At 72.6% G+C, this 15,592-nt stretch carries 14 protein-coding genes; 4 read left to right on the top strand and 10 right to left on the bottom strand.

Going from position 1 to position 15,592, the window contains the following annotated elements:
- Positions 1–288 (top strand): hypothetical protein (locus tag ABTY15_RS38185; protein WP_350606631.1); only part of this gene is annotated, 288 nt, incomplete at its 5' end.
- A 144-nt stretch (positions 289–432) separates the two neighbouring features.
- Here ABTY15_RS38185 and tyrS read toward each other — a convergent pair.
- Positions 433–1,704, bottom strand: a complete 1,272-nt coding sequence (gene tyrS, locus ABTY15_RS38180) for a tyrosine--tRNA ligase (RefSeq protein ID WP_350606628.1) — start codon at positions 1,702–1,704, stop codon at positions 433–435.
- A 302-nt stretch (positions 1,705–2,006) separates the two neighbouring features.
- Here tyrS and ABTY15_RS38175 point away from each other — a divergent pair, with 302 nt between their 5' ends.
- On the top strand, positions 2,007–2,549 hold the full coding sequence (locus ABTY15_RS38175) for an HNH endonuclease (RefSeq protein WP_350606625.1): 543 nt from the start codon (positions 2,007–2,009) through the stop codon (positions 2,547–2,549).
- Between the two features lie 52 nt (positions 2,550–2,601).
- Here ABTY15_RS38175 and ABTY15_RS38170 read toward each other — a convergent pair whose 3' ends face one another.
- The 6 genes from ABTY15_RS38170 to ABTY15_RS38145 all read right to left on the bottom strand — a co-directional run bounded on the left by ABTY15_RS38170 (position 2,602) and on the right by ABTY15_RS38145 (position 8,406).
- Positions 2,602–4,530 carry an outer membrane protein assembly factor BamB family protein gene (locus ABTY15_RS38170; RefSeq protein WP_350606623.1) on the bottom strand — a complete coding sequence of 643 codons (1,929 nt, stop codon included), beginning with the start codon at positions 4,528–4,530 and terminating at the stop codon, positions 2,602–2,604.
- Between the two features lie 90 nt (positions 4,531–4,620).
- Positions 4,621–4,926, bottom strand: coding sequence for a 4a-hydroxytetrahydrobiopterin dehydratase (locus tag ABTY15_RS38165; RefSeq protein ID WP_350606621.1), 306 nt, complete (start codon positions 4,924–4,926; stop codon positions 4,621–4,623).
- A 117-nt stretch (positions 4,927–5,043) separates the two neighbouring features.
- Entirely contained in the window at positions 5,044–5,802 is a 759-nt protein-coding gene (locus ABTY15_RS38160; RefSeq protein WP_350606619.1) for a sulfite exporter TauE/SafE family protein, read from the bottom strand.
- 216 nt (positions 5,803–6,018) lie between these two features.
- Positions 6,019–7,062, bottom strand: a complete 1,044-nt coding sequence (locus ABTY15_RS38155) for an SPFH domain-containing protein (RefSeq protein WP_350606615.1) — start codon at positions 7,060–7,062, stop codon at positions 6,019–6,021.
- Between the two features lie 10 nt (positions 7,063–7,072).
- The gene (locus tag ABTY15_RS38150) at positions 7,073–7,495 is read right to left on the bottom strand and encodes an NfeD family protein (RefSeq protein ID WP_350606613.1); all 423 of its coding nucleotides are present in this window, start codon (positions 7,493–7,495) and stop codon (positions 7,073–7,075) included.
- Positions 7,496–7,614: 119 nt separating this feature from the next.
- Complete coding sequence (locus ABTY15_RS38145) at positions 7,615–8,406, bottom strand: ABC transporter ATP-binding protein (protein WP_350606610.1); 792 nt, start codon at positions 8,404–8,406, stop codon at positions 7,615–7,617.
- A 147-nt stretch (positions 8,407–8,553) separates the two neighbouring features.
- Between ABTY15_RS38145 and ABTY15_RS38140 the strand changes: the two genes are divergently transcribed.
- On the top strand, positions 8,554–9,357 hold the full coding sequence (locus ABTY15_RS38140; RefSeq protein WP_350606608.1) for an Rv1486c family protein: 804 nt from the start codon (positions 8,554–8,556) through the stop codon (positions 9,355–9,357).
- A 30-nt stretch (positions 9,358–9,387) separates the two neighbouring features.
- Here ABTY15_RS38140 and ABTY15_RS38135 read toward each other — a convergent pair whose 3' ends face one another.
- The 3 genes from ABTY15_RS38135 to ABTY15_RS38125 all read right to left on the bottom strand — a co-directional run bounded on the left by ABTY15_RS38135 (position 9,388) and on the right by ABTY15_RS38125 (position 14,012).
- Positions 9,388–10,047: a response regulator gene (locus ABTY15_RS38135; RefSeq protein ID WP_350606607.1), complete on the bottom strand. Its 660-nt coding sequence runs from the start codon at positions 10,045–10,047 to the stop codon at positions 9,388–9,390.
- Entirely contained in the window at positions 10,040–11,137 is a 1,098-nt protein-coding gene (locus ABTY15_RS38130) for a GAF domain-containing sensor histidine kinase (protein WP_350606636.1), read from the bottom strand. The genes ABTY15_RS38135 and ABTY15_RS38130 overlap by 8 nt, the downstream gene beginning before the upstream one ends.
- A 307-nt stretch (positions 11,138–11,444) precedes the next feature.
- Positions 11,445–14,012 carry an ABC transporter ATP-binding protein/permease gene (locus ABTY15_RS38125; RefSeq protein ID WP_350606605.1) on the bottom strand — a complete coding sequence of 856 codons (2,568 nt, stop codon included), beginning with the start codon at positions 14,010–14,012 and terminating at the stop codon, positions 11,445–11,447.
- Between the two features lie 234 nt (positions 14,013–14,246).
- Here ABTY15_RS38125 and serB point away from each other — a divergent pair, with 234 nt between their 5' ends.
- On the top strand, positions 14,247–15,503 hold the full coding sequence (gene serB, locus ABTY15_RS38120) for a phosphoserine phosphatase SerB (RefSeq protein WP_350606604.1): 1,257 nt from the start codon (positions 14,247–14,249) through the stop codon (positions 15,501–15,503).
- Positions 15,504–15,592 lie beyond the last annotated feature (89 nt).

Here is a 15,592-nt window from a genome sequence, read left to right as displayed (position 1 = left end):
TGGCACGCTGTTGAGTTCTCAAGGAACGGACACTTCCTTCGGACCGCCTTCCAGCGGGCCCTCCGGGCGCTTCGTTCTTTCGTGTTTCCAGCTTACCAGATGTTTTCCGCTCCGTTTTCCGGAGTTTCATTCATCAGATTTCCCGAACTGGCGGGGCCGCTTTCCGCGACGGCCTTCACATTAGCGCATTCCGGCTGTTACCCGAAATTCACGCTCACCCTGGTTGGCGGGAACGCCAACCGACCCAAGTTAATGGGCTTCGGAGTGAGAGTGGGACTTGCCAAGTGAGGTGGCCGCTTCAGCGACTCGTTCAACACTAGGCCACCTGGACGTCATCGTCAAACGTCGAGGGCGGGATCCGGCTGGATCCCGCCCTCGACATTCAAAGCCGCAGGTCAGCGGCGTCGTGTTTCAGTCACGACGTCCACCGCGTCACACGGTGGCCGGCACCAGCTCGGCCGCCGCCAGGTTGCGCTTGCCGCGGCGCAGCACGAGCCAGCGGCCGTGCAGCAGGTCGGCCTCGGTCGGGACCGCCTCCTCGTCCGTCACCTTGACGTTGTTGAGGTAGGCGCCGCCCTCCTTGATCGTCCGGCGGGCGGCCGAGCGGCTCGGCGCCAGGCCGACGGCGACCAACAGGTCGACCACCGGCTGGAGTTCGGACACCGCGGCCTTCGGGACCTCGGCCAGTGCGGCGGCCAGGGTCGGGGCCTCCAGGTCGGCGAGGTCGCCCTGGCCGAACAGCGCCTTGGACGCGGCGACCGCGCGCTCGTACTGGTCCGCGCCGTGGACGAGGGTGGTGAGCTCCTCGGCGAGGGCGCGCTGGGCGAGTCGGGCGGCGGGGCGCTCGGCGGTCTCGCGCTCCAGCTCCTCGATCTCCTCCTTCGAGCGGAAGCTGAAGATCCGCAGGAAGTTGGAGACGTCCCGGTCGTCCGCGTTCAGCCAGAACTGGTAGAAGGCGTACGGGGTGGTGAGCTCGGGGTCGAGCCAGACCGTGCCGGACTCGGTCTTGCCGAACTTGGTGCCGTCGGCCTTGACGATCAGCGGCGTGGCCAGCGCGTGGACGGACTTGCCGTCGGCCTTGCGGATCAGGTCCGTGCCGGCGGTCAGGTTGCCCCACTGGTCGCTGCCGCCGGTCTGCAGGGTGCAGCCGTAGCGGCGGTTCAGCTCCAGGAAGTCCATGCCCTGGAGGATCTGGTAGCTGAACTCGGTGTAGCTGATGCCCGCGTCGGAGTTGAGCCGTCGGGCGACGGCCTCCTTGGCGATCATGTTGTTGACCCGGAAGTACTTGCCCACGTCGCGCAGCAGGCTGATGGCCGACATCCCGGAGGTCCAGTCCAGGTTGTTGACCATGCGCGCCGCGTACGGGCCCTCGAAGTCGAGGAAGCGCGAGATCTGGCCGCGCAGGCGATCGACCCAGCCGGCCACCGTCTCGGGGTCGTTGAGGACGCGCTCGGCGGTGGGCTTCGGGTCGCCGATCAGGCCCGTGGCGCCGCCGACCAGGCCGAGCGGGAGGTTCCCCGCCTGCTGGATGCGGCGCATGGTGAGAATCTGCACCAGGTTGCCGAGGTGCAGGCTGGGGGCCGTCGGGTCGAAGCCGCAATAGAACGTGACCGGGCCGTCCGCGAACGCCTTGCGCAGTGCGTCCTCGTCAGTGGAAAGGGCGATCAGCCCACGCCACCGCAGCTCGTCGACGATGTCCGTCACGGTCCCGCTTCTCCTTCGGTCGGGCGTCCGCCCGGTGCGTGCCCCGTTCGATCGGGCCCCGGGTCGGTACGACTCCAGCGTGGTAGAGCCTACGCGGTCCCGGCCAGCGAGTTTCTCCCCAGCCACCGAGTCAGGCACCGAGCCAGGCGGCGAGCCAGGCACCGGGCGCCTCTGCGACACCGGAAATTCCGTTGTTCGTCGGCCCCGGGCCCATTCAGAGTGGTTTCACCGCCGTGCGGCGGCAGTGACGTGTGTGGAGACGGTCGTGCCGCCGTGGCACGCCCGTGGGAAGGGTGTGCCAGGTGCGCAACACGCTGGTTCTGAACGCGAGCTACGAGCCCCTGACGACGGTGTCGCTCCAGCGCGCCGTGGTCCTGGTGCTCCAGGACAAGGCGGTGGTGGAGCAGGCGCATCCGCTGCGGACGATCCGGGGGACGGGTGTCGCCGTACCGGTGCCGCGGGTGATCAGACTGCAACGGTACGTACGGGTGCCGTTCCGACAACAGGCGCCGTGGTCGCGCAGAGGTGTCCTGGCCCGGGACCAGCACCTGTGCGCGTACTGCGGGCGCCGGGCCACCACGGTGGACCACCTCCACCCCAAGTCGCGTGGTGGCGAGGACAGTTGGCTGAACACGGTGGCCGCGTGCGCCGAGGACAACCAGCGCAAGGCCGACCGGACGCCGGAGCAGGCCGGGATGAAACTGCTGCGCCGGCCGTTCGTTCCCACGCCGCAGGCCACCCTGATGCTGGCGCTGGGTCTGCGCGGCTCGGAGGCCCGGGAGCTGGCCGACTGGCTGCCCGCGATACCGGCCCAGTCCGGGCCGGCCGCCGTCCCGGCCGCCTGAGCCGAACGGGCCCCGAGCGGCACGGGCCCCCGGGCAGACGGGTCGGGTCGGGTCAGTTCTTGGCCCGGTAGCCCGCCGCGGTACCGAAGTTGGCCGAGTGTTCAGGTATCACGACCACCTGGCCGTCGCCGATCAGCACCCGCCCGGAGACGAGCAGGGAGCCGGTCCCCTGGGGGAAGCCGCCGCCGGTGGCCTCCGTGCCGCCGGCCAGCGGGATCCGGCTGAGCCGGGCGGGCTGGTCGAGGCGTTCGTCGGCGGCGAGCACCAGCGCGCCGCCGTCGACCCCGACGGCCCGGACGGTGCCCTTCGCGCCGGCCGGCGCCTTCCAGCGCTGCTTGCCGCTGTCGAGGTCGTAGCCGACCCCCACGGCCGGTCCGCCGCTCGCCGGGAGCAGGGTCGTCACCATGGTGCGGTCCTGGAAGAACACGCCGGGCGTGGCCGAGAACGTGCCGCGGGCGACGTCCAGGCGGCCGCCGTCGCCGGTCACCGGGATCTCGGCAGCCGGGTCGCCGCCCGCGCCCCAGGAGAGCACCCGGTCGTCCTCGGGCTTCTCTCCGGTGGTGAGCAGGACGGACGGCTCGGCGGACAGCACGGTCACCGTCTTCGGCCGGTTGTTCAGGCCGCGCCACCAGGCGACCTTGCCGTCCGCCGTGTTCAGCGCGACGGCCTGGTCGGCGGGGGTCGAGTCGGCGCAGGAGGAGGCGATCAGCACGGTCTTGCCGCCGACGCCGCCGGACAGGGTGCAGAACTTGCCCTGCCCGGTGTACTGCCAGACGTCCTTGCCGTCGGCGGACTCCCAGGCGATCGCCCGGTCGTCGCCGACCGCGATCACCTTGTCCTCGGTGACGCCGATCCGCGCGCCGTAGGCGCCCTTGGCGTCCGAGACGGACTTGGTCCAGGCCGTCTTCCCGGTCTTGGTGTCCACGGCGGCGGCCATCGTGCACGGGCTCTTCGGGTCGGTCTGCGGCCGGAACAGCACCGCGCCGAGACCGGCCTGGTTCACCCCGGCCGACAGCCCGCACGGGACGGCCCCGGCGGCCGGCGGCTCGACGGACCAGAGCGGCTTGCCCGCCGCCAGGTCGTACGCGCGCACGCCGGTGGCGTCGGCCCGGACCACGGCGTCGGCCAGCAGCCAGCTGCCGATCAGGGTGTCGTCCCCGCCGGCCTGCCCTGCCCCGGCCTGCCCGGCGCTGGCGGGCTGGGCCGACCACACCCTGGTGTGCGCGACGGCGAACCCGGGCTCGCCGCCCCCGACGGCCGCGCTGCCGCCGCCCTCGGCCCCGACCATCAGCCCGGCCGCGACCAGCACGCCGAGCGCGGCCACCCCGGCCCCGGTGCGCACCAGCAGGGCCCGGCGGCTCGGCACGTGCTCGCCGGAGACCACCGCCCCGGCGGCGGCCCGGGCCTTGGCCGCGAGCGAGGAACCGGTGGCCTCGCCACCCCGCCGGGCGGCACCGCGCGACGGCGCGGCGGGCGGCACGGCCACCCCGGGCTGCGGCTCCGCGTCCGGGACCGGCACCGCCGGAACCTCCTCGGCCTCGGCCTCCTCCAGCTGGACGTACCCGTCGGCCGAGTACTCCGCCCCCGCCGGGACGTACAGCCCCTCCCCCGCCGGCTGCTGCGGGACGGCGTACGGGGCGTACTGCTGCTGGGCGTCGTCGGTGTACGGGAAGTACGGCTGGTACTGCTCGTACGGCTCCCCGGCGTAACCACCCTGGGCGTAGTCGCCCTGGACGTACCCGGTCTGCCCGTAGCCGGGCTGGCCGTAGCCTGCGCCCTGCCCGTACCCCGGCTGCCCGTACTCGACGCCCTGCCCGTACCCGGCACCCGGCTGCTGCCAGTCCGGCTGCGCCTGCCAGTCCGGCGCGGCCGGCTGGGCCTGCACGGCCTGCTGCCCCTGCCACTCCTGCGGAGTCTGCTGCGGGTACCAGGCCTGCTGCCGCGAGTCTCCGAAGGGCTCCTGGAAGGGCTCCTGCGCCATCCGTTCCGTCCCTCCCGAGCCGCCTGCACTGCGGCAGTCAGCATCTCACGCCCTGCGGAACGTGCCGCTCCGGCCTCGCTCCGCCCGGGGTCAGCCGGCCGACTCGGCGCGCAGGGCCTCGTCGATGCGGGCCGCGAGGGTGAGGTCCAGGCCGGTCAGCCCGCCCGCGCTGTGGGTGGAGAGGACGAAGCGCAGGGTGCGCCAGCGGATGTCGATGTCGGGGTGGTGGTCCAGCGCCTCGGCCTGTTCGGCGACGGCGACGACCACCCGGATCGCCGCCGGGAAGTCGGGGGCGTCGGCACTGCGGGCGATGCTGTCGCCCTCCCTGCTCCACTGCGGCAGCGCCGCCAGGGCCGTGGTGATCTCGTCCTCGCTCAGCCGTGCTCTGCTGCTCATCGGGGCGCTCCCGTGCGTCGTCGACATCCGTCCGGGAGGAACATACCGAGGCGCGCCCGTCCAAGGCCGACGACACCGCGCGACGCCGAACCCGGTGTCGAACCCAGCGCCGAACCCTCAGCTCATCAGCAGCTTGGTGACGGCCGCGAGCCCGACCACCACGATCACCGCCCGCAGCGCGGTCGGCGGGAGGCGGCGGCCGACCTTGGCGCCGAGCATGCCACCGACCAGCGAGCCCACCGCGATCAGCCCCGCGGCCGTCCAGTCGACGGTCGCGGTGAACAGGAAGAACAGCGCGGCCACGGCGTTGACGATCATCGCGAGGGCGTTCTTGACGCCGTTGATCCGCTGGAGCTCCTCCTGGAGCAGCATGCCCATCAGCGCCATCAGCAGCACGCCCTGCGCGGCACCGAAGTAGCCGCCGTAGACGCCGGTGAGGAACACCCCGGCGAGCAGGACCGGGCCGCCGTCCGGGTCCCCGCCGGGGCGGCGGCGGGCGGCGACGGCCTTGGCCACCCGGGGCTGGATCACCACCAGGACGAGGGCGAGCAGGATCAGCACCGGGACGATCGCGTCGAAGGCGCTGCTCGGCAGCTTGGTCAGCAGCACCGCGCCGACCAGCCCGCCGAGCAGCGAGGCGGTGCCCAGGCGCAGCAGGCGGCGGCCCTGGCCGGCCAGTTCGCGGCGGTAGCCGATCACGCCGCTGAGCGAACCCGGTACCAGGCCGAAGGAGTTGGAGACGTTGGCGGTGACCGGCGGGATGCCGACGGCGAGCAGGACGGGGAAGGTGATCAGGGTGCCGGAGCCGACGATCACGTTGATCATCCCGGCGCCGACGCCCGCCACCAGGACGGCGATCGCCTCCCACAGCGTCATGGGTCACCTCTCCTCTCGGTGCTGTCCGAGGGGATCATGCCGGACGGGCCGTCGGCGGGACCAGTGCCGACCACGATTCGGGACACACGCCACACGCTCAACGGCCGGTACCCCCAACCTCCATGGCCGGTTCGCCCGACGTCAATGGCCGGTTCTCGCAACAGCGAGGGCCCGCTGCCGAACGGCAGCGGGCCCCGGGCCGGAAGGCTCAGCCGGTCACTCCGGGTCGATCTTGCGGTACTCGCGGGCCGGGTCCACCCGGGGGCGGGCGGCGCCCTTCTCGGTGTCCACCGGGCGCGGGCCGGCGGCCGGGTCGATCGGCACCTGGGTCGGCACCTGGCTCGCCGCCGCGGCGCTCGGGGCCGCGACCGCACCGCCGTTGACGCCGCCGGTCAGGCCGGTGAACGCGCCGCCGAGGCCCTTGAGCGCGTCGCCGACCTCGCTGGGGATGATCCAGAGCTTGTTGGAGTCGCCCTTGGCGAGCTCGGGCAGCGTCTGGAGGTACTGGTAGGCGAGCAGCTTCTGGTCGGCGTCGCCGTCGTGGATCGCCTCGAAGACGGTGCGGATCGCGGCCGCCTCACCGTCGGCGCGCAGCACCGCGGCCTGGGCCTCACCCTCGGCCTTGAGCACCTCGGCCTGCTTCTCACCCTCGGCCTTGAGGATCTGGGCCTGCCGCTGGCCTTCGGCGGTGAGGATCGCGGCGCGCTTGTCACGGTCGGCGCGCATCTGCTTCTCCATCGAGTCCTGGATGGAGGTCGGCGGCTCGATCGCCTTCAGCTCGACGCGGTTGACCCGGATGCCCCACTTGCCGGTGGCCTCGTCGAGGACGCCGCGCAGACCGGCGTTGATGACCTCGCGGCTGGTCAGGGTGGATTCGAGGTCCATCGAGCCGATGATGTTGCGCAGCGTGGTGACGGTCAGCTGCTCGATCGCCTGGATGTAGCTGGCGACCTCGTAGGTGGCCGCCCGGGGGTCGGTGACCTGGTAGTAGATGACGGTGTCGATGTTGACGACCAGGTTGTCCTGGGTGATCACCGGCTGCGGCGGGAACGGCACGACCTGTTCGCGCAGGTCGATCCGGTTGCGGACCCGGTCGATGAACGGGACGACGATGTTCAGGCCCGCGTTGAGCGTCCGGGTGTAGCGGCCGAAGCGCTCCACGATCGCGGCGCTGGCCTGCGGGATGACCTGGATCGTCTTGATCAGCGCGATGAAGGCCACCACGACCAGGACGACCAGGACGATAAGGACGGGTTCCACGGACTCTCCCCTAGACGACCAGGGCGGTGGCGCCCTGGATTTCGACGACGTCGACCTGCTGCCCGGGCGCGTACACCTGGTCCGGGTGGAGTGCGCGGGCCGACCAGATCTCGCCGTTCAGCTTGATCCGTCCGCCCTCCCCGTCGACGGTTTCCGCGACGACCGCGGTGGCGCCCTGGAGCGCCTCGATGCCCATCTTGATCTGCGGGCCCTTCTGGAGTTCCCGGTAGGCGATCGGGCGGACGACGACCAGCAGGGCGACCGAGACCGCGACGAAGGTCAGGGTCTGCAGGACCACGCCCCCGCCCAGTCCGGCCACTCCGGCGGCGGCCAGCGCGCCGACCGCGAACATGGCGAACTCCGGCATCGCGGTGAGCACCAGCGGTATGCCGAGCCCGACGGCGGCCAGGAGCCACCAGATCCAGCTGTCCACGTGTCCATCCTAGGGAGCGAGGGCCTTCGAGGCGGACAGTTCCCGCAGGTCGAGGGGCGGAAACCGGTCGCACGTGCGACCGGTCCCGGCGGGCCTCCCGGAGCTGGACGGACGGGGCCTCAGCCCAGCGGCAGGCCCTGCGCCGACCAGCGGTCCCCGTGGCGCTCCAGGGTGAGCGGCAGGCCGAAGCACTTGGAGAGGTTACGGGCGGTCAGCTCGGTGTCGATCGGGCCGGCGGTGAGCACCTTGCCCTGGCGGATCATCAGCACGTGGGTGAAGCCCGGCGCGATCTCCTCGACGTGGTGGGTGACCATCGCCATCGCCGGGGCGAACTCGTCCTGCGCCAGGGCGCCGAGCCGGCGGACCAGGTCCTCGCGGCCGCCGAGGTCCAGACCGGCCGCGGGCTCGTCGAGCAGCAGCAGCTCGGGGTCGGTCATCAGGGCGCGGGCGATCAGGGTGCGCTTGCGCTCGCCCTCGGAGAGGGTGCCGAACTTGCGCGCGGTGAGGCCGGCCATGCCGAGGCGGTCGAGCAGGGCGAGGGCGCGCGACTCGTCGGACTGCTCGTAGGTCTCCTGCCAGCTGACCGTCATGCCGTAGGCGGCGGTGAGCACGGTCTGGAGCACGGTCTGCTCGGCGGGCAGCTTGTCGAACATGGCGGCGCCGGCCAGGCCGATCCGGGAGCGCAGCTCGAAGACGTCGATCTCGCCGAGCTTCTCGCCCAGCACCGACACCTTGCCCGAGGTCGGGAAGAGGTAGGTGGCGGCGATCTGCAGCAGCGTGGTCTTGCCCGCGCCGTTGGGGCCCAGGATGACCCAGCGCTCACCCTCGGAGATGGACCACGAGACCTGGTCGACCAGCGCGCGCTCCTCCCGGACCACGGATACGTCCACCAGCTCCAGCACGTCGCTCATGCCTACGCCTTCCCCAATACAAGATTTTCGGCCGTCGGTGCGGGCGGCGAGCCTACTCCGGCAGCCGGTGGGCACGGATGGGTGCGCCGCACGCGCATGGGCAAACCTACGCCACGCGGATGACCGCCGATTCCGTAGGCTGGCCGGATGCTCGCGACTCCTGCCGACAATCCGTACGAAGAGCCCCGTTCGGGGCGGCTGACCGCCTGGGGCAACGCCCTGCTGGCCGGTCTGGTGCCGCCCGACAACGCCGCCGCGGCCGTCCTCGGGGACGACGAGAGCCACCGGGTGACCGGTCTGCCCGGGGACGAACCGGGCGAGCTGCACGGCCTCACCTGGGCGCTGGGGCGGCTGCGGGTGCTGGGGGTGAAGGGCCTGCGGCTGGCGCTGCCCTCGGCCGGGCACCTGCTCGGCCTGACCGGCCCGGCGCCGTTCAACGAGCGGGCGATGGGCGCGGGCGAGGCCGTCCTCGCGGTCGGGGTGCCGCTGGGCCTGGTCCCGGAGGTGGAGGTGTTCGGCCCGGCCGGGGACCGCTCGGCGACGGTGCTGTGGCGCTGCTCGACGGTCAACGACGCGCCGCCGGCGGACGTGCCGTCGCTGCACGAGGCGGAGCGCGAGCTCGCCGACGGGCTGCGCGAGGCGACCGTGCTGCTGACCCGGCTGGACGTGGCCGGGGCCGGGCCGGAGGCGCTGCGCGCCCTGGAGACGTACCGCCGCCGCGGCCACGCCGAGCTGCTCGCCCCCGGCTACCCGCCGCGGGCCGTCCGGGTCCTGGAGTCGGCCCGCCAGGTGTCCGCGCTGCTGTCGATCGCCGCCGGCGGCCACGGCGCCGCCGTCAGCGCCTCCGAGATGGCGGCCCGCCGGACCGTCCTGGCCCCCCTGCACCGCACCGCCCGCCGCGCCCAGGTGGCCGCCTACAACGCCCTGGTCGACGAGCGCGAGGCGAACTAGGGCGAGGCGAACTAGCGCGGGGCGAACTACCTAGTTCGCCTCGCGGGCCGCGCCGTTGCGGACGGCCCAGAGGGCGGCCTGGGTGCGGTCGGCCAGGTCCAGCTTCATCAGGATGTTGGAGACGTGGGTCTTCACCGTCTTCTCCGACAGGTGCAGGCTGCGGGCGATCTCCCGGTTGGAGCGGCCGTCGGCGATGTGGCCCAGCACCTCGCGCTCGCGTTCGGTGAGGGTGCCGCCGCGGCCCTGCGGGGCGCGCGGGCCGTCGTCGGCGAGCAGGGCCTCGGCCAGCTCGGGCTGGAGCAGGACGTGGCCGGCGTGCACCGAGCGGATGGCGCCGGCCAGCGCCTCCGGGTCGACGTCCTTGTAGACGTACCCGGCGGCGCCGGCCCGCAGCGCGGGGACCATGGTCCGGTGCTCGGTGAAGCTGGTGACGATCAGGATCCGGGCCCGGCTGCCCTCCCCCTTGAGCGTGCGCAGCGCCTCGATGCCGTCGACGCCGGGCATCTTGAGGTCCATCAGGACGACGTCGGGGTCGAGTTCGCGGGCGCGGTCGACGCCCTCGGCCCCGTCGGCGGCCTCGCCGACGACCTCGATGTCGTCCTGGACCTCCAGGAAGGTGCGCAGCCCGCGGCGGACCACCTGGTGGTCGTCGACCAGCAGGACGCGGATCGACGGGGTGCTGTCAGGCACCGGGGACCTCCATCTCGACGAGCGTCCCCCGGCCGGGGGCGGACTCAAGGGTGAGCGTGCCGCCGACGGCGGCCGCGCGGTCGCGCATCGAGGCCAGGCCGAGGTGGCGGCCGGCCCGGCGGACGGACTCGGGGTCGAAGCCCTGGCCGTCGTCGCGCACCCGCAGCACGGCGCCGCGGGTGGTCGTCCCGGTGAGGGTGACGGTGACCCGGCCGGCGCCGGAGTGGCGCAGCGCGTTGTGCAGGGCCTCCTGGGCGACCCGCAGCAGCGCGGCCTCCTGGGTGGGCGGCAGGGCGCGGACGCCGTCGGCGGCGAAGGCCACGTCGGCGGTGTGGGCGCGGTCGAGGACCTGCACCTGGGAGGCGAGGGTGGCGCTGAGCCCGTCCTCCTCCAGGGCGGCGGGGCGCAGTTCGACCACGACGGCGCGCAGTTCGTCGGCGGCCTCGGCGGCGAGCCGGGCGACTTCGGCGAGTTCGGCGCGGGCCCGGGCCGGATCGCGGTCGACCAGGGTGGCGGCGGCCTTGGCGGTGAGCCGCAGCGAGAACAGCTTCTGCGAGACGGCGTCGTGCAGGTCGTGGGCGATCCGGGCGCGTTCGCCGGCCAGGGTGAGTTCCCGACTGCGTTCGTACAGGCGGGCGTTGGAGAGAGCGAGGGCGGCGTGCGCGGCGAGTATCCGGAGCAGTTCCTCGTCGTGGTCGGTGAACAGGCCGCCGCCGCGCTTGTTGGCGAGGAAGACGACGCCGAGCACCTGGGGTTCGTCCTCGCCCGCGTCGGTGTCCAGGATCGGCATGCCGAGGAAGGCGTCCATCTCCGGGTGGGCGGCGGGCCAGCCGCCGAACGAGGGGGCCTTGCGGACGTCGGCGAGCCGAGTGGGGCCGGTCTCGTGCAGCATCGCGGCGAGCACGCCGTGCTGGCGGGGCAGCGGGCCGATGGCGCGCCACTGCTCGTCGGTGACGCCGTCGACGACGAACTGGGCGAAGCCGCCGTGGTCGTCGGGCACGCCGAGGGCGGCGTACTCGGCGCCGAGCAGTTCGCGGGCGGAGGCGGTGATGCGGCGCAGCACCTCGCGGACCTCCAGGTGCCGGCTCATGCCGAGCAGGGCCTGGCTGACCGCCTCGATCCCGGCCAGGCAGGGGTCGCAGGCGGGCAGCGGGCCGACCGGTGCCGGGGTGACCGGTATCGGGTCGGCGGGGAGCGGGCCGGGCTGGGGCCGGCGGTCACTGGGCGCGCTGGGCATACGGCCAAACTACCGCCGCCGGGGCGGCCGCCGCGTCCGTCCCCGGCCGCGCGGGGAGCAGGTCCGCGGACCTAGGCCCGGAGATGCAGAGGGGCGGCCCTCCCGGTGTGGGAGAGCCGCCCCTCGACTGGACGGTGCTGGACGTCAGCCCTTCCGGACGTCAGCCCTTCTGCATGACCTCGGGCTCGTGCCGGCGCTGGAGCCGGGTGACGATGATGCCGATGACGACCGAGATCACGACCAGCGCGCCCGCGTCGATCGACCACTGGAGGACGCTGTGGTCCCAGAGCGGGTCGTACTTCGGGTTCTGGAAGTCCTTGTTCCAGGGGCCCATCAGCTTGGACAGGTCGAGCGTGGTGGACACGATGCCGGTGCCCCAGCGGGCCGGCATCAGCCAGGCGACCTGCTCCAGACCGGGCTTGCTGAAGATCTGGAACAGGCAGCCGGTGAAGACGACCTGGACGATGGCGAACATGACCAGCAGCGGCATGGTCTTCTCGGCGGTCTTCACCAGCGCGGAGATCATCAGGCCGAACATCATCGCGGCGAAGCTGAGCAGGATCATGCCGATGGTCATCTCGATCATCGGCAGGTTCTTGACGATCAGACCGTGCTCGGGGAGCTTGCGCGGCAGGAAGCCGACGGCGGAGATGATGGCGCCCTGGATCACGCTGAAGATGCCCAGCACGATGATCTTGGACATCATGTACGCCGAGCGGGAGAGCCCGGTGGCCCGTTCCCGTTCGTAGATCGCCCGTTCCTTGATCAGTTCTCGGACCGAGTTGGCCGCCCCGGAGAAGCAGGCGCCGATCGCCAGGATCAGCATGATCGTCGCGGCCCCGCTGTTGAGGTGGAGCTGCGTCTTCGGGTTGGGCGCGAGCCCCGGTTCGTTGGGGATCAGCACGCTGACCGCGCCGATGACCGCGGGCAGCAGCACCGACAGGGCCAGGAAGCCGCGGTCCGAGGCGAGCACCGACATGTAGCGGCGCATCAGCGTCCACAGCTGCGAGCCCCAGCTCTGCGGCTTCGGCGGGCGGACGGCCTCCTGCGCGACCTGGGCGTGCTGCACCTCGCCCGCCTCCACGTCGGGGGCGGAGTACTGCTGGTAGTGCACCGAACCGCGGTAGCGGCCGGCCCAGTCGTGGTCCGGGTAGTTCTCGAAGGCCTGGAAGACGTCCGCCCAGGTCTCGTACCCGAAGAAGTGCAGCGCCTCGTCCGGCGGGCCGAAGTAGGCCACCGAACCGCCCGGCGCCATCACCAGCAGCCGGTCGCAGAGCGCGAGTTCGGCCACCGAGTGGGTGACGACCAGGATGGTGCGGCCGTCGTCGGCGAGGCCGCGCAGCATCTGCATGACCTCGCGGTCCATGCCCGGGTCGAGGCCCGAGGTGGGCTCGTCCAGGAAGATCAGCGAGGGCTTGGTGAGCAGCTCCAGGGCGACCGAGACGCGCTTCTGCTGACCGCCGGAGAGCGCGGTGATCTTGTTGTCGGCGCGCTTGTCCAGGCGCAGCTCGTAGAGCACCTCGTCGATCCGGGCCTCGCGCTCGCGGGGCTCGGTGTCACCGGGGAACCGCAGCCGGGCCGCGTACTTGAGGCCGGTGCGGACGGTGAGCTCCTTGTGCAGGATCTCGGACTGCGGCACCAGGCCGATCCGCGAACGGAGCTCGGCGAACTGCTTGTAGAGGTTGCGGCCGTCGTACAGCACCTCGCCGCGGTCGGCCGGGCGGTAGCCGGTGAGCGCGCGCAGCAGGGTCGACTTGCCGGAGCCGGACGGGCCGATGACCGCGACCAGGGACTTCTCCGGGACGCCGAAGCTGACGTCGTTGAGCAGGATCTTCTTGGCGCCCTTGTGCTCGACCTCGACGGTCAGGTGGCGGGCGGAGAAGGAGACCGCGCCGGTGTCGACGAACTCCTGCAACTGGTCGCCGACCAGCGTGAAGGTGGAGTGGCCGACGGTCAGGCGGTCCTGCGCGCCCATCAGCTGACGCTGGACCCGCTGACCGTTGAGGAAGATGCCGTTGTGGCTGCCGAGGTCGACGATCTCCCAGCGGCCGTCGGGCAGCTGGCGCAGCTCGGCGTGGTGGCGCGACACCTGGAGGTCCGAGACCACGATGTCGTTGTCGAGCGCACGGCCGATGCGCAGTGTGCGCGTCATCTCGGCCAGGCTGCGGATCATCGTCGGCTGGGGGCCGCCACCGCCGTGCTGCGGGGCGTCCGGGAAGGCCTGCTGCTGCGGGAAGCCGCCCTGCTGGTGCGGGAACGGCGGCTGCGGCATCCCCTGCTGCGGCATTCCCTGCTGCTGGGGGAAGGGCGGCTGCTGCTGGTACTGGGCCTGCGGCGTCCAGTCCGCCTGCTGCTGGTTCGGCTGCTGCGGCGCCGGGGCGTGGCTGCGGCTGGTGGCGGCCTCGTGCCAGGCGGGGGCCTGGGCGGCGGCCTGCGCGGGCGCGGAGAAGGCGAGCCGGGGGCCGTTCTCGGGGTTGCCGAGGTTGACCACGGCACCGGGGAACAGCTGGGCCTGCATGGTGCGGGCACCGGCGACGTACGTGCCGTTGGTGCTGCCGTGGTCGTCCAGCTGCCAGCCGGATCCGTTGAAGGACATGGTCCCGTGGTGCCAGGAGACCCTGGCGTCGTCGAACGGGAAGTCCGACTGCGGGTTGCGCCCGATGGTGTAGGACCGCCCGGGCTCCAGAGTCCGCTGCTGTCCGTTGATCTCAATGACGAGTTGCGGCACTGCTCGCCTGCCCCGCTCTCTCGGTTCCCCCGAATTGTGGCCCCCGGCCGGGGGTGCGCTGGTCCTGAAACTGACGGGGGGAATCATTCCAGCCCGTGGACCGTCGATGAAAGTCACCCCTGGTGACTGTGACCAGGCTGCTACCGAGTCTCCTCCGGATCCCCGCCCGGGCACGTCCGCGAGGTGGGACGGGTGCCCTGGGGCCGACCCCCGACGGGTAGCGTGGGTTCCACCATGAACGCATCGCCCCTGGCCGCTGAGCCCCTCCCCACCGCCCAGCCCCGGACCGCGGACGAGCGCACCCTGCTCGTCAAGGTGTTCGGCAAGGACCGCCCCGGCATCACCGCCGGTCTGTTCGCCACCCTGGCCGGCTTCGGCGTCGACGTGATCGACATCGAGCAGGTCCTCACCCGTGGACGCATCACGCTGTGCGCCCTGGTCACCCCGCCCACCCAGCCCGGCGCCGAGGGCGGGCTGCGGGCCACCGTGCACCGCTGGGCGGAGGAGCAGAAGCTCCAGGCCGAGATCCTCTCCGGCATCGGCGACAACCGGCCCCGCCGCGAGGGCCGCTCGCACGTCACCGTGCTGGGCAATCCGCTGACCGCCGCCGCGGTCTCCGCGCTGACCTCCCGGATCACCGCCGCGGGCGGCAACATCGACCGGGTCTTCCGGCTCGCCAAGTACCCGGTGACGGCGGTCGAGCTGGCCGTCTCGGGTGTGGCCACCGACGAGCTGCGGGCCGAGCTGGCCCAGGAGGCGGCCGCCCAGCGGGTGGACGTCGCGGTGGTGGCGGCCGGGCTGGAGCGCCGGGCCAAGCGCCTGGTGGTGATGGACGTGGACTCCACGCTCATCCAGGACGAGGTGATCGAGCTGTTCGCGGCCCACGCGGGCTGCGAGGAGCAGGTGGCCGAGGTGACGGCGGCGGCGATGCGCGGCGAGCTGGACTTCGCCGAGTCGCTGCGCGCCCGGGTGGCGCTGCTGGCCGGGCTGGACGCCTCGGTGACCGAGAAGGTGCGCGCGGAGGTCCGCTTCACGCCGGGGGCGCGCACCCTGATCCGCACCCTGCAACGCCTGGGCTTCCAGGTCGCGGTGGTGTCCGGCGGTTTCACCCAGGTCACCGACCACCTGGTGGAGCAGCTCGGGCTGGACTTCGCGGCCGCCAACACCCTGGAGGTGGCGGACGGGAAGTTCACCGGCCGGGTGGTCGGCGAGATCGTGGACCGGGCCGGCAAGGCCCGCTGGCTGGCCCGGTTCGCCGAGCAGGCGAAGGTGCCGCTGGAGCAGACGGTGGCGATCGGCGACGGCGCCAACGACCTGGACATGCTGAACGCGGCCGGGCTCGGGGTGGCGTTCAACGCCAAGCCGGTGGTGCGGGAGGCCGCCGACACGGCGGTGAACGTGCCGTTCCTGGACACCGTGCTGTACCTGCTGGGCATCACCCGTGAGGAGGTCGAGGCGGCCGACGCGTTGGACGGCACCCCGACCGAGTAGAGCCTGCGGAAGCACCCGAGGGGGGGGGGCGCGGAGCTGCGGCCCCCCCCCCCCCCGCGCGGCCGCGCGGCCCGGCCCCCCAGAACGGC

The sequence above is a fragment of the Kitasatospora sp. NPDC097643 genome, from assembly GCF_040302625.1.
Taxonomy (GTDB): domain Bacteria; phylum Actinomycetota; class Actinomycetes; order Streptomycetales; family Streptomycetaceae; genus Kitasatospora.
This window is presented reverse-complemented; position numbering and strand designations above follow the sequence as displayed.